We start from the raw sequence: 12,462 nt of genomic DNA, 5'->3' as shown, positions 1-12,462 counted from the left end.
GGCCGCCGCGGGATGCGTTCCCGCGGCGGCCTTCGCCGTTGTTCAGACCACTTCTACGCGGAACACCGCGATCCTCCCCGCAGCCGCGGCCGCCGCGACCCCATCCGGTGTCGGCGATTCCGCCAGCCCCGTCGTGACGTAACGCTTCCCCACGCTCGCGGGCCCTCCAGCCACCACCTCGCGCAACACCGGCCCCCGCTCCGCGACCGGCAGCTCCGCGAACCGCACCCGCCGCGACCGTCGCCCGCGAGACAACGTGCCCGCACCGGCCGCCCGGACATTCGCCACCCAGGCCGCCTTCGGGAACGCCTGGATCAGGTACTCCTCGCCCTGAACTTTCAGTACCGCCAACGGAAACGTCCGCGGCTCGCCGCTGCGCCGCCCGGGGACGGTGAGCAGCTCCATCGGCCCGAACGCGAGCCCCGCGCGCTGCAGGGCGGTGATGAACCGGTTGATCGTGTTGACCTTGCGCCGGTATCCGGCTGCCTTGGTGTCCATGGTTCCGAGGGTACGCCATCTTGTATGAGTTTCATACTTTCTGGTACTCATACATATACCTTCCGGTTATGCCCGGGGTACCGGAAAGGCAGTGGCGGCGCACCGGCCGGACCAAGTTGACTGGTTGACAAACATCCGAGGAGGGCTGGAGTGCACTACGACGTCGTCGTAGTCGGAGGCGGTGCTGGGGGTATCGCCTCCGCTGCCGGGGCGGCGCGGACCGGGGCGCGGGTGCTGCTGGTCGAGCAGTACCCGTACCTTGGCGGCGCGGCGACGATCAGCTCCGTGCTGACCCTGTGCGGTTTCTTCGACCAGACCGGCGAGCAGGTCGTCGCGGGCGTCGGCGACGAGGTGCTGCGGCGGTTGCGCCAGCGCGGCGCCTACGAAGAAAAGACGATGGGCTGGACCGGCAACAAGATCGTCCTGCTCGACCTGGAAACCACCAAACTGGTCTACGACGAGCTGGCCGCCGACGCCGGCGTGGACGTCCTCCTGCACACCAAACTCATCGGCGCGAAGCGGACGCACGGGGTCGTCACCGAGGTCGAACTGCACCATCGCGGCGGCGTGGAACGCGTCACCGCCGGCGCGTTCATCGACGCCAGTGGCGACGGCGCACTCCTGGCCGACGCGGGAGCCGCCGTCCGCATCACGCCGCTGAGCGACCGGCAAACCAGCACGCTCGTCTGCCGATTCTCCGGCGTCTCCGAAGACGCCGACCTCTCACGCGAGGGATTGCGGGCCGCAGTCGCCGCGTACCAACGAGAAACCGGCGTCCAGCTGGCTCGCGACTACGGCATCGCCGTGCACCTTCCCTTGACCCGCAACGTAATCGCGCTCCTAGTGGACGAACAAACCGACGTCCTGAACGCCGCCGCGCTAAGCCGCGACGAAGCCAGCGCGCGACGTCAGGCGTGGCAATACCTGGACGCCCTGCGCAAACACCTGCCCGGCTGGTCGTCAGCACGCCTCGAGGAAACCGGCCCACAGCTAGGCATCCGCGAAGGACGTCACCTGGTCGGCCGCGAACAACTCACCGGCCGCGACGTCCTGACCGCCCGCAAGCGCCCCGACGCGTCCATCGGCCGCTGCGGCTGGCCGATCGAAGACCACGCCGGGCCAGGCGTCACCCGCTACGAACCGATCGCCGACCGAGGCTGGTACGACCTCCCCTACGGCGCGATCTGCTCCGCCGACACCGCGAACCTCTGGGCCGTCGGCCGCCTGACCAGCTCCGACGACGACGCATACGCATCAGTCCGAGTCATGGGCACCGCCTTCGCGACCGGCCACGCAGCGGGGATCGCCGCCGCACAGTACGTCGACGGCCGCGCCCACGACGTCCGCGCGATCCGCGCCGAACTGCACCGCCAAGGCGCCCTGGCTTGACCCGCCAACCCGGTAACGAGAACCTTCCCTGATCGTCCCCAGGCCGAAGGAGCCCCCATGCCGAGCCGCTATCGCTGGGTCGTCCTGCTGCTCTGCTGGGCAGTGTTCACGATGACCTCGGTCGACCGGTCAACGTGGGGCCCGGCGTCGTCGGCAGTCAGCGATTCGCTCGGCGTCCCGCTGGCCGCGCTCGGGATCTTCGCCACCTGCTACTACATCGGTTACGTCATCTCCAACACCGTCGGCGGATTCCTCTCCGACTGGCTGGGCAGCCGCGCAGTCCTAGGCATCAGCTCCCTGGTCGCAGGCGTCCTGATGGTGGGGTTCGGCTCCACCACCTCCATCGCCTGGGGCCTGGTCCTGCAAGCCCTGCTCGGCCTGTTCGCCGGAGTCGACTTCTCCGCCGGGCTCAAGCTGATCACCACCTGGTTCCGCCCGGAGGAGCACGGCCTGGCAAGCGGCATCTTCATGACCGCGACGTCGCTAGGAACCGTCGTAGCCAACGCCGTCGTCCCCACGCTGGTGAAGAACAGCGGCTGGCCGGTGTCGTACCACCTCTTCGGCGGAGTCACCGTCGTACTCGGCTTGCTGTGCCTGGCCTTCATCCGCAACGGCACCCCCTCGACCGGCCCCCGCACCCTGCCGAACCCGCGCCCGCTCTTCCGCAACCGCGACCTGCTGCTACTGGGATTGGCCGGTTTCGGCGGCCTATGGGGCACCTACGGTTTCGTCACGTGGTCCAACACCCTGATGATCCGAGGCGAACACATCGACCCCGTGCGGGCGGGCGTAGTCCTGGTGATCTTCTCCGGGACCGCGGTAGTCATCAAACCGCTGATCGGCTGGCTCACCGACAAAGTCGGCCTGGGCAGGCGAATCCCCATCATCGCCGTCCTCATCCTCTTCGGCGCGGCTCTGCTGGTCTTCGGTTCCCTGAACAGCTACAGCGCTTTCCTAGTGGTAGCCCCGATTCTCGGCATCGGCGCCTACGCCTACAGCCCCCTGACCGCCGCCATGATCCCCGCCCTGACCGGCCCCCGCCTAGCCGGTTCCGCCGCCGGTGCGGTGAACGCCTTCTGGCAGCTGGGCAGCGTAATCGTGCCCGCGGTAGTGGGCCCGGTCTTCCACGCGACCGGCTCGTTCTACGCCGCTTTCCTCACCCTGGCCGCCGGACCGCTTGTGGGAGCGGCGGTTCTGCTTTTCATGCGCGACGACCGTCCAGCACAGGTTGCTCCGCAAGCAGCAACGGCCTGATCAGGGCATTCCGAGCACCGGAAACTGCGCCTCGATCGAGGACAGCTCCCCGACGATGGCCGGCAGATCGGACTGGTCAAGGCCGTCGATCTCGAAGCACAGCTGGTTCCCCGACCCGTGCCCATCGATGGCCTCTCCTTCGATCTCGACTCTGCCGGACTTCTCCACCGTGACCGTCAGCCCGAGCCACCTCTCCATCGACTTCAGCCGAGCGACACCGCCGAACTCGGCATACGCCTTCGACAGCTGCTCCCGAAAGCTCAGCAGCTCGTCAGCTCGCAACCCGGCGGGCACTTGGGCGGTGAACCCGCCGACGACGATGTCCACTGGACTGAAGAGCCAGTTACCGTCCCAAAAATCGGCCGCCTCGACGTGCATCCGTCCCAGCACGGTTATTACCAGCCGATCACCCCCTTTTCTCCCGATGGTCACCGAGGCCGACTCGACATCGCTCACTCTTACCCCCACGTCGTCGAGCACCAGGTTATGCACCGTGCCGAAATCAATTTCCGCGCAGCCCGCCGCTCAGGGAGACTGAGCGGTATGCAGATCCGCCAGTCGACCGCCGACGACGCACCCGCGATCCACGCCGTGCACACCGCCGCCTTCCGTGTCCACAACAAGGACGTCACCGGCGAAATGCCCGAAGCCAAGCTAGTAACCGAACTAACCGCGGACGGCGATCTGCTCCCCGCCCTCTCATTCGTCGCCCACCGCGACGGCGAGCTGATCGGCCACGCCTGCTCAAGCCCAGGCCACCTAGGCGACGACCCAGAATCCGCCATCGGCTTCGGCCCGCTAGGCGTCCTCCCCTCGCACCAACGCAGCGGGGCAGGCTCAGCCTTGGTCCACGCGACGATCGGCGCCGCCAATGCCCTGGGGTACGGCCTGATCATCTTGCTGGGCGACCCGGGTTATTACTCCCGCTTCGGCTTCGTACTGGCCGAAACGCTTGGCATCACGCCCCCGGTGCCGGAATGGGCACCGCACTTCCAGGCCCTCCGGCTGGCTGCGTACGCCCCGGAGAATCGAGGAGCCTTCCGCTACGCTGCGGCCTTTGACCGGCTTTGAGTTTTCCGGACAAGGAGTTCCGCAGTCTCTTGCTCGCTCAGCGCCAGCCTGCGCAGTGACGCGACCACGGGCTGATGTCTGCCGTTCTCCTTATTCTCAAAGAGAAACGTGGCAGCGTCGTGGTGTTGGCAATGCACCACGGCCGCGTTAGCCGTTCGATACAGGGTAAACGGCCCCGACAGGGCGGGATGCCAGCCGACACTCGCCGGAACGACTCGCACTATGGGACCTTCTGCCGCAGCTGCGGTTTCAGCCAGGAAACAGAGCTGGCGTCCCATCGTGTCCGCGCCACCCACCACAGTGGAGAGAGCGTTTTCTCCGACATAAGCTTCTGTCGGAGCCGAACAACCGTAGGGCACGGCGGATGCCGCGACGCGCCCGTATTCAGCGGTTTGCAGCGCGCGAGGGATGAGGAGCGGATGCCAGGCGATCACGATGGCGGCCGTCCGCTCGAGCGACGAGACGATGTCTGCCGCCGTTTGGCCGCTATCGGCAACCCAATTCGGCCCCAGCACACCACGCGCCAAGCCGAGCAATTCTTCTTTACGCCGACCAGTAACCCCAAGCGCGCCTAGAAGACCGGCCACATCTTCCACGCTGGGCACTCGCAGCGCCTGCTCCCAGTTCGACAAGAGCGCGGCATTGATGCCGACCCGCCGGGCTAGTTCTCGCAACCCGAACCGCGCATCGACTCGCGCGCGACGCAGCGCGGTGCCAAGGGCTCTCGCCCGCGGTGTCAGCGCACTCGTGCCTCGCATGTCGTCCTCTGGTTGTTGCCGGAAGAATTCTCAACGTCGACGAGGGGCCGGGTTCCCGGGAGGAACGATCCAGCCGAGCGACTGGCGGTAAATCCTGTCGCAGTACGGGCACTGCCTGAGCGGACCATTCGCGCTTCGCTGGTCGTAACGTTCGAACGCCGCGAAGGCGATCAGCCCGCACAGCATGGTCACCGACTGCCCCGGTTCCGGGACCTCAGCCACGTCGGTCCGGTGCCAGACGCCTCCGACAACCGGGTGAATATGTGCGAGATCCAGGTAAATCACTGCATCCATCCCAACCTCCGTCGACGCTCGCCGGTGTCCTTGACCAAGGTTCGCCGCGGCCGCCGACAGCGGCTATCGCGATCTTTCAGTGGAAAAAATGCGCGCGACGCATACGCGCCGCGCATATCGACTGTCTAGGCTGGTGACACACGGAGCCACAGACACTTCACACGAAGTAAGGACCGGGTACGAGATGAGGATGCGCCCGATCGCGCGGCACTGTCGCTGCGGAGCGCGGCTGGCCGGAGATCACCGCGGCAGCCTGTGCTCGGCCTGCCGCGACCAGCGGCGGAACACGCTGGTCAACGCCCCGAACGTACCGGTGGAATTCTGGCACACCGACCAGCTGCGCGAGGCAGTCGACGCCTGGCACATGGGCCGGGTCATCCAGGCCTACCGCTACCACCCGTGGCACGGTCGCCCGCTGTCACAGAGTGTGGTCGCGGGATGGTTCGGCCTCACTCAGCCACAACTCAGCCGGATCGAGAACGGCCCCGCTCCGCAAGACCTCGCCACGCTCATACAGTGGGCTGGTGTTCTTCGAATCCCGGGCGAGCTGCTGTGGTTCAAGGTGCCAGCCGCCGGTCCGGACTCGGGGCCCGCAGTCGACGAAGGGCGGGACGACGTGAACCGTCGCGAAGTGTTGCGCCTGCTGAGCCTCGCCAGCAGCCTGCTCGCCCTTCCCGCCGCGGATCAGCTCGATCTCGACCGGTTGGAGACCGCCGGGTCCCGCCCAGCCAGGCTCGATCCGGGAACGCTCGACGAATACGGCAAGGTCAACGAGCGACTCTGGCAGGCTTTCGCACAATCCAAGTCCAAACGCCTGGCTTTCCCGGTGGTGCGCAGCCAGCTGTCCGTTCTCAACCAGGCACTGCACGAGCCGCAAACTCAGGCCGGGCGACGGCGGCTGTGCCAGCTCGCGGGAGACCTGTTCCAGCTCTGCGGCGAGATTTTCTTCGACAGCGACCAGTACCCGGACGCGGCGCAGTGCTACTCCTTGGCCGCGAGTGCCAGCAAGGAGGCGGAAGCCTTCGACCTATGGGCCTGTGCTCTGACCAGGCACGCCTTTCTCGGTGTCTACGAGCGCCGATTCAGCGATGCGGCACCGCTCCTCAACGGCGCTGCCGTCCTCGCCAAGCGCGGCGACTCCGGCCTTGCTACCCGGCCATGGGTCGCTGCGGTGCAAGCGCAGACCTATGCCGGGCTCGGCGACCTGACAGCCTGCGAGCGCGCCCTCGACACAGCCGAAGAGGTCACGCACCTCAGCGGCCCGGCGCGCACAAGCGGCTGGCTGCGGTTCGAAGGTTCAAGGCTGGCCGAAGAACGCGGCCGCTGTTACGTCGAACTGCGCCGCCCCGAACTGGCGGAAGTCGCGCTTGCCGACGCGCTCGACCGGACCGTCTCCGCTCGCAGGCGAGGAAGTCTTCTGGCTGACCTCGCCTTGGTCGGCGTACAGCGCCGAGACACCGACCAACTCGTCATGTACGGCAACGCCGCTCTCGACGCCGCCCGGCAAACCGGCTCGGCCGGCTACGTGGGCCGGATGCTGCACAACCTCCGGCCGCAACTGAAGCCGTTCCTGGCCGACAGCCACGTCCGGCATCTCGACCAGCAAATCCTCCAGCTCAAGACCGTCTCGGTCGTCTGACCCGCAAGGAGCGTCATCGTGCCTGAGGAACCCGGCCGCATCTTTCGTGACGCCTGGATCGCCGGCGTCAGGCGGCATTTCCCCGGCGAGCCCAAACCCGGCTATGTCACGCCGTGGGAAGAAACGCCAGACTGGGAGCGAGCCAGCGCCGCTGCGGTTTACACGCAGGTTCGGCAGTTCGTCGAGATTTCCGGTGGCAGCACCGCGAAACTGACCCGAGCGCAGAAGAGCCGCTTCGTGGCGCTGTGCTGGATCGCGCAGATCTACCAGCACATCTCGGACCCGAAGCCAGCGTACGTCGCGGACTGGGATCAGCTCCCGCAGTGGCAGCAGGAGACCGACGCGGACATTTTCGAGACTATCGAGAAAACGATTAGCCCCGAACAATGACCGAGGACGAATACGTCGAATACCTGGAAGACGAACGCCGCCACTTCGCCTGGGTCATGCAGCACCACGGCGACATGACCCCAGCCGAAGCCGGAGCAGCCGCCCTGAAGCGATACCCCTACGAACCATCCGAAGCACCGTATCGCGGGCTGATCTTCCACGACGAGGCCTGGCATTGGGCGATGCTGCAGATCCACGGAGAACTCTACTGGACCAAGCACCCAGAACTGCTCAACCCACCACACGAATACACCGCACTCAGCTAAGACTTCAACCCATTCCGCCGCAAAAACTCCTCAGCGACGTCCTTCGCATTCCGCTTCTCATCCGTGTACTGCACATTCAGCTCAGTCAGCTGCTCAGTAGTCAACGCCGCCGAAACCCGGTTCAACGCAGCCGTCTCGGCATCGTTCAACGTCCCCCGCGACACCAACGGCACGATGTTCTGCGCCGGGAACATGTGCTTGTCGTCTTCCAACGGCACGAACCCATTCGACGCGATCGTCGCCGACGTGCTGAACAGGTCCGCCACCTGCACATCACCCGACTTCAGCGCCGCCACCGTCACTGGACCGCCGGTGTCCGTGGTGCGGATTTCCTTGAATTCGCACCCGTACAGCTGCTTGATCCGGTCCTTCCACCGGCTGCTCCACTGACCTGGCCCGCCCATCACCAGGTCCTTGCAGCGCGGTCCGAGATCGGAGAACGTCTTCACCCCGGTGGCCGCGAACTCCTTGCCCACCACGAGCAAATCCTTGTCCTGCGCGGGCGACTGCGCGAGAACCTCGAACCCAGCCGGAATTTTCTGCTTCAGTTGCGCATAGACGTCTTCCGAAGTGGTCGCCGGGGTGTTCTTGTCGAAATACCGCAGCAAGTTGCCCGAGTAATCCGGCACCACTGACAAAGACTTGTCCTGCAAAGCTTTCACCACGACCTCGCGACTGCCCACCGGCGGCCGCACCGTCACGTTGTGCGCGCCGACATTCCGCAAAGCCCCGGCATAAATCTGGGCCAGCAAAGAGCTTTCCCCGACATCGGACGCGCCGATGATGATATCGCCGGTACTGCCGCCCTCACCGCCGCCGGACAACGGGTTTCCGCATGCCGACGCCAGCAGCGCCAAGCCAGCAACCAGGATCCCCCACCGTTTCACGCCGCTCCTCCCGCAGCCACTGCCCGGCCGGACGCCGCCTGTGCGGCCAGCCGGACTCCCTTGGGCACCAAAGCCCGCTGCGCCGCGGCGAGCAGCAGGTCGACCACGATCGCCAGCAGGGCGGTGAGAATCGCGCCCGCGACGACCTCGGTGTAGTCCAAAATGGCCAGTCCGTCGAGCAGGAACCGGCCCAGGCCACCGAGACCGACGTACGCGGCCACGGCCGCGGTCGCGATCAGCTGCAGTACTGCGTTGCGGATTCCGCCCAGCACCAACGGAAGCGCGATCGGCACCTCCACCTGCCACAGCCGCTGCCAGCCGGTCATCCCGATGCCTTGCGCGGCGTCGACGACATCGTGTTCGGCCGCCTGCAGACCGGCGTACGTTCCGGCCAGCACCGGCGGGATCGCCAGCACCACCAGGCCGATGATCGTCGCCGTCGTGCTTTCGGTGAAGAGCAGGAACAGGAACGTGACGAGCCCGAGCGTCGGCAGCGCGCGGATCGCGTTGCCGACGCCGACCAGCACCACGCCGCCGCGGCCGGTGTGGCCCACGAACAGTCCGATCGGGATCGCGATCACCAGTGCGATGACGAGCGCCAGCGCGATGTAGCCGACGTGCTGGGCGAGCCGGGCGAGAATGCCGTCCGAGCCCTGCCAGTTCGCGGCGGTGGTGAACCAGGTGAAAACGTCGCCGATCATCCCGCCACCTCCGCGGCCGGCGCGCGACCCGCTCTCTCCCAAGGCGTCAACAGATTGCGCAGCACCACCAGCAGCAGGTCGACGATCAGCGCGAGCAGCATCGTCAGCACGATTCCGACCACGATCGGCGAGAAGTATTCCCGCTGGAATCCGTCGGTGAACAGCACGCCGAGCGCCCCGGTCCCGATCAGCGCACCGACGCTGACCAGGCTGATATTGCTCACCGAAGCCACCCGGACCCCAGCCGCGAGCACCGGCACCGAAAGCGGCAGTTCGACGCTGAAGAACCGGCGCGGCTCGCGATACCCGATCGCCGTGGCGGCCGCGACGATGTGCGGCGGCACGGCTTCCAGCGCGTCGAGCACCGGGCGCACCAGCAGCGCGGTGGTGTAGATCGTCAGCGCGACAATCACGTTGACGCTGTCCAGGATCTTCGTGCCGATAATGCCGGGAATCACCACGAAAAGCGCCAAGGACGGAATCGTGTACAGCAGATTCCCCACGACCAGCAGCACACTGCGCGCGGGCCGCCAGCGATGCCCGAGCCAGCCGAGCAGGATCGCCAGCACGATGCCCGCGACCAGCGGCACCAGCGCGAGATAGATGTTCTGGAGGAGATTGGAGAGGATCTCGTCGCGGTTGTTGGCGCTCGAAAGGTACCGGCCGAGCTCGCCGAAGAAGTCGCCCATCAGGACGCCTGCGGGGAGGCCTCGATTACATCCAAGACCTGGTGCGCGACCACCGTCCCGAGCACGCGGTTCTCCTCGTCCACGACCACGCCGAGGCTGGCGGGCGACGACAGCGCCGCGTCGAGCGCCCCGCGGATCGGCGTTCCCTGCACGTACAGCGATCCGCCTGCCACAAGGTCGGTTTCGGCCAATGGACCGTCCACTGTGGAGCCTGGCGGCAGCCATCCGCGCGGCTGTTTCTCGTCGTTCACCGCGAGCAGCCAGCCCTGCGAAGGACCGTCGACCTTGGTGCCAAGATCGATCGTGCGAGCCGGCGACACCTCGACACCGCTCGCCGGAAGGAACGAAAGCCCGCGATATCCACGATCGCGTCCGACGAACGACGCGACGAAGTCGTCCACCGGATGCCGCAGCACCTCGGCCGGAGTGCCGTACTGCGCGAGCTTTCCGCCGACGCGCATCACCGCGACCTTGTCCCCGAGCCGCACAGCCTCGTCGATGTCGTGCGTCACGAACACGATTGTCTTGCCCAGCTGGGATTGCAGCCGCAGCAGCTCGTCCTGCAACCCTTCGCGGACCACCGGGTCGACCGCCGAAAACGGCTCGTCCATCAACAACACCGGCGAGTCGGCCGCGAGCGCCCGAGCCACGCCGACGCGCTGCTGCTGCCCGCCGGACAGCTGCGCCGGATACCGCTTCCCGAGTTCCGTCGGGAGCCCGACCGTCTCCAGCAGCTCACCCGCGCGAGCGCGCGCTTTGCGTTTGTCCCACCCGGACAGCAGCGGCACGGTAGCGATGTTGTCGAGCACTGTCCGGTGTGGAAAGAGACCGGCGTGCTGGATCACATAGCCGATGCCGCGGCGCAGCACCGCCGGGTCGCCTTCGCTGACGTCCTTGCCGTCCAGCAGCACCGCGCCCGAGGTCGGCTCGACCATCCGGTTGATCATCCGCAGCGAGGTGGTCTTGCCGCAGCCGGACGGTCCGACGAACACCGTGATCGTGCCGTCTTCGACGGTCAGCGAGAGGCCGTCGACCGCGACCGTGCCGTCCGGATAGCGTTTGACGACGTCTCGGAATTCGATGGTCACAGACTTCTCCCCACGTCCGGTGCAGAGTCCGACGGTAGCCCACTCGCGCGGCCTTGGCAGCCCGTCCCGCAGGGTGGCCGACTAGTCTGGGACCCCGTGACCGCCCTAGACGACGTCCTCGCCGCACACGGTGCCGCCGTCCGCCCGCTCTACGAAGTACTAGGCCTGCTCCGCAGCGGCTCGTACGAACTGCCCGACCTGGTGCGGCTCACCGCAGCCCCGCGCCGAAGCGTCGAAGACCTTCTCGCGGCACTGGAACCGGACCTGGAACGCTCCCCGGCCGGCGTCCGAATCTCCCCTGGCTCGCGCCCCGCTTACGCGTCTTACTCCCTGCCCCCGCTGCCCGACCCCCTCGACGCAGCAGTCGCGGACCAGCCCGCCCTGCTCACCATGCTGGCCGAACGAATCGCCGCCGTCCCGCCGCCGCTGGCCGCGCTGGACCACGTGCAAGCGACCCCGGAGACCGTGCTGCGCCGCGCATTGTGGCTGAACTCTCGCTACGACCTCCGCCGCAGCAAGGTCCTCTTCCTAGGCGACCACGACCTGACTTCCCTGGCTGTGCGCGCAGTGTGCCCGGAGGCCGAACTGTCCGTAGTGGACCTGGACGAACGCGTCCTGTCCTACCTGGACACCACTGGCGAACGCGGCATCTTCACCGCTCACGCCGACCTGCGCGTCGGCCTGCCCCCGGCTCTCACTGGCAAAGCAGACCTGGTCTTCAGCGATCCGCCCTACACCCCAGAAGGCATGGGCCTCTTCGCCGCACGCGCAGTGCAAGCTTTGCGGGAACCCACCGAAGGCCGAATCCTCCTGGCCTACGGCTACAGCCCGCGCCACCCCGCCCTAGGCGCACAGGTACAGCGCTCGCTCGCCACCCTGGGCCTCACCTTCGAAGCGATCCTCCCCGACTTCAACCGCTACACCGGCGCACAAGCCATCGGCAGCGCAGCGGACCTTTACGTCTGCCAACCCACCGCGAAGGCCAAGAAATCGTTCGCCCGCAAGGGAAGCTCCGCGATCTACACCCACGGCCCGCAATCAGTAGAATCGGCCGCCACCAAACCGGGCCTCCTAGCGGCCGCCCGAGAAATCGCCTCCGAGGGCGGCCTGGCCCTGGAAACCCGCCCCGTCGGCTGGGCCACCTCCGGCCCCGAGGGCGACGCCGTCGCGATGGACCTCTCGGCTGATCCGGGCCCCTGGCTCCTGCGCACCCTGCTGGGCACCAACGCCCGCCGCCTGGCGCTGCTGGTGCCGAACAACCATCCCGACCTCGCAGACGCCGCCGCACAAGCAGCCCTGACCTCGCTGGTGGCGGACAAATACCGCCTGCGCCTCCTGCGCAGCACCCCCGACAACCGCCACGCCATCGTCGCGGCAGACGTAGTGGACCACCCGTCCGACCTGCTGACCCGCGCCCACGCGAGGCTGGCGAACGCCGCGCTGAACGTCCCCAAGGACCTTGCGGACCTACGCCTGGTGGACGTCCCCCGACACCGCTTGGCGGAACTGCTCCCCGGCTAACCCCGCGCGCGTCGCCG

The 12,462-nt window shown here is 67.1% G+C and carries 15 protein-coding genes; 7 read left to right on the top strand and 8 right to left on the bottom strand.

Features of this window, described 5'->3' with window-relative positions:
• Positions 1-42 precede the first annotated feature (42 nt).
• The gene (locus ACFORO_RS08895) at positions 43-498 is read right to left on the bottom strand and encodes a nitroreductase family deazaflavin-dependent oxidoreductase (RefSeq protein ID WP_377867853.1); all 456 of its coding nucleotides are present in this window, start codon (positions 496-498) and stop codon (positions 43-45) included.
• A 150-nt stretch (positions 499-648) separates the two neighbouring features.
• On the opposite strand from ACFORO_RS08895, the gene ACFORO_RS08890 reads away from it, so the two are divergent.
• Together ACFORO_RS08890 and ACFORO_RS08885 are read left to right on the top strand one after the other, a co-directional pair.
• Positions 649-1,887: an FAD-dependent oxidoreductase gene (locus ACFORO_RS08890; protein WP_377867854.1), complete on the top strand. Its 1,239-nt coding sequence runs from the start codon at positions 649-651 to the stop codon at positions 1,885-1,887.
• A 57-nt stretch (positions 1,888-1,944) separates the two neighbouring features.
• A complete protein-coding gene (locus ACFORO_RS08885; protein WP_377867855.1) occupies positions 1,945-3,141 on the top strand; it encodes an MFS transporter in 1,197 nt (398 codons plus the stop codon).
• On the opposite strand, the gene ACFORO_RS08880 is transcribed toward ACFORO_RS08885, so the two are convergent.
• Positions 3,142-3,621, bottom strand: coding sequence for a WapI family immunity protein (locus ACFORO_RS08880; protein WP_377867856.1), 480 nt, complete (start codon positions 3,619-3,621; stop codon positions 3,142-3,144).
• Positions 3,622-3,684: 63 nt separating this feature from the next.
• Here ACFORO_RS08880 and ACFORO_RS08875 point away from each other — a divergent pair, with 63 nt between their 5' ends.
• On the top strand, positions 3,685-4,212 hold the full coding sequence (locus tag ACFORO_RS08875) for a GNAT family N-acetyltransferase (RefSeq protein WP_354747324.1): 528 nt from the start codon (positions 3,685-3,687) through the stop codon (positions 4,210-4,212).
• On the opposite strand, the gene ACFORO_RS08870 is transcribed toward ACFORO_RS08875, so the two are convergent.
• Both ACFORO_RS08870 and ACFORO_RS08865 read right to left on the bottom strand, forming a co-directional pair.
• Entirely contained in the window at positions 4,185-4,970 is a 786-nt protein-coding gene (locus tag ACFORO_RS08870; RefSeq protein ID WP_377867857.1) for a Scr1 family TA system antitoxin-like transcriptional regulator, read from the bottom strand. The two genes, ACFORO_RS08875 and ACFORO_RS08870, sit on opposite strands and share 28 nt — an antisense overlap.
• A gap of 30 nt (positions 4,971-5,000) precedes the next feature.
• Complete coding sequence (locus ACFORO_RS08865; protein WP_377867858.1) at positions 5,001-5,264, bottom strand: hypothetical protein; 264 nt, start codon at positions 5,262-5,264, stop codon at positions 5,001-5,003.
• Between the two features lie 184 nt (positions 5,265-5,448).
• Between ACFORO_RS08865 and ACFORO_RS08860 the strand changes: the two genes are divergently transcribed.
• The 3 genes from ACFORO_RS08860 to ACFORO_RS08850 are packed head-to-tail and all read left to right on the top strand — an operon-like array spanning position 5,449 to position 7,559.
• On the top strand, positions 5,449-6,903 hold the full coding sequence (locus tag ACFORO_RS08860; RefSeq protein WP_377867859.1) for a helix-turn-helix domain-containing protein: 1,455 nt from the start codon (positions 5,449-5,451) through the stop codon (positions 6,901-6,903).
• A gap of 18 nt (positions 6,904-6,921) precedes the next feature.
• Positions 6,922-7,293 carry a hypothetical protein gene (locus ACFORO_RS08855; RefSeq protein WP_377867860.1) on the top strand — a complete coding sequence of 124 codons (372 nt, stop codon included), beginning with the start codon at positions 6,922-6,924 and terminating at the stop codon, positions 7,291-7,293.
• Positions 7,290-7,559, top strand: coding sequence for a hypothetical protein (locus ACFORO_RS08850; protein WP_377867861.1), 270 nt, complete (start codon positions 7,290-7,292; stop codon positions 7,557-7,559). Before ACFORO_RS08855 ends, ACFORO_RS08850 begins: the two co-directional genes overlap by 4 nt.
• Here ACFORO_RS08850 and ACFORO_RS08845 read toward each other — a convergent pair.
• The 4 genes from ACFORO_RS08845 to ACFORO_RS08830 are packed head-to-tail and all read right to left on the bottom strand — an operon-like array spanning position 7,556 to position 10,924.
• Positions 7,556-8,446, bottom strand: coding sequence for an ABC transporter substrate-binding protein (locus ACFORO_RS08845; protein WP_377867862.1), 891 nt, complete (start codon positions 8,444-8,446; stop codon positions 7,556-7,558). The genes ACFORO_RS08850 and ACFORO_RS08845 overlap by 4 nt on opposite strands.
• Positions 8,443-9,147 carry an ABC transporter permease gene (locus ACFORO_RS08840; protein ID WP_377867863.1) on the bottom strand — a complete coding sequence of 235 codons (705 nt, stop codon included), beginning with the start codon at positions 9,145-9,147 and terminating at the stop codon, positions 8,443-8,445. The genes ACFORO_RS08845 and ACFORO_RS08840 overlap by 4 nt, the downstream gene beginning before the upstream one ends.
• Positions 9,144-9,836, bottom strand: a complete 693-nt coding sequence (locus ACFORO_RS08835; RefSeq protein WP_354750700.1) for an ABC transporter permease — start codon at positions 9,834-9,836, stop codon at positions 9,144-9,146. Before ACFORO_RS08835 ends, ACFORO_RS08840 begins: the two co-directional genes overlap by 4 nt.
• Entirely contained in the window at positions 9,836-10,924 is a 1,089-nt protein-coding gene (locus tag ACFORO_RS08830) for an ABC transporter ATP-binding protein (protein WP_377867864.1), read from the bottom strand. The genes ACFORO_RS08835 and ACFORO_RS08830 overlap by 1 nt, the downstream gene beginning before the upstream one ends.
• A gap of 96 nt (positions 10,925-11,020) precedes the next feature.
• Here ACFORO_RS08830 and ACFORO_RS08825 point away from each other — a divergent pair, with 96 nt between their 5' ends.
• Positions 11,021-12,445 carry a bis-aminopropyl spermidine synthase family protein gene (locus ACFORO_RS08825; protein ID WP_354750702.1) on the top strand — a complete coding sequence of 475 codons (1,425 nt, stop codon included), beginning with the start codon at positions 11,021-11,023 and terminating at the stop codon, positions 12,443-12,445.
• Positions 12,446-12,462 lie beyond the last annotated feature (17 nt).

Source organism: Amycolatopsis halotolerans (assembly GCF_042647905.1).
Classification (GTDB): Bacteria; Actinomycetota; Actinomycetes; order Mycobacteriales; family Pseudonocardiaceae; genus Amycolatopsis; species Amycolatopsis halotolerans.
The sequence above is the reverse complement of the archived record's forward strand: the minus strand, read 5'-3'. Positions and strand labels throughout refer to the sequence as shown.

Coding starts and splice junctions, on each gene's coding strand:
- ACFORO_RS08835 (WP_354750700.1), bottom strand. CDS start 9,836: ATGGGCGACTTCTTCGGCGAGCTCGGCCGGTACCTTTCGAGCGCCAAC.
- ACFORO_RS08875 (WP_354747324.1), top strand. CDS start 3,685: ATGCAGATCCGCCAGTCGACCGCCGACGACGCACCCGCGATCCACGCC.
- ACFORO_RS08860 (WP_377867859.1), top strand. CDS start 5,449: ATGAGGATGCGCCCGATCGCGCGGCACTGTCGCTGCGGAGCGCGGCTG.
- ACFORO_RS08865 (WP_377867858.1), bottom strand. CDS start 5,264: ATGGATGCAGTGATTTACCTGGATCTCGCACATATTCACCCGGTTGTC.
- ACFORO_RS08840 (WP_377867863.1), bottom strand. CDS start 9,147: ATGATCGGCGACGTTTTCACCTGGTTCACCACCGCCGCGAACTGGCAG.
- ACFORO_RS08850 (WP_377867861.1), top strand. CDS start 7,290: ATGACCGAGGACGAATACGTCGAATACCTGGAAGACGAACGCCGCCAC.
- ACFORO_RS08895 (WP_377867853.1), bottom strand. CDS start 498: ATGGACACCAAGGCAGCCGGATACCGGCGCAAGGTCAACACGATCAAC.
- ACFORO_RS08870 (WP_377867857.1), bottom strand. CDS start 4,970: ATGCGAGGCACGAGTGCGCTGACACCGCGGGCGAGAGCCCTTGGCACC.
- ACFORO_RS08885 (WP_377867855.1), top strand. CDS start 1,945: ATGCCGAGCCGCTATCGCTGGGTCGTCCTGCTGCTCTGCTGGGCAGTG.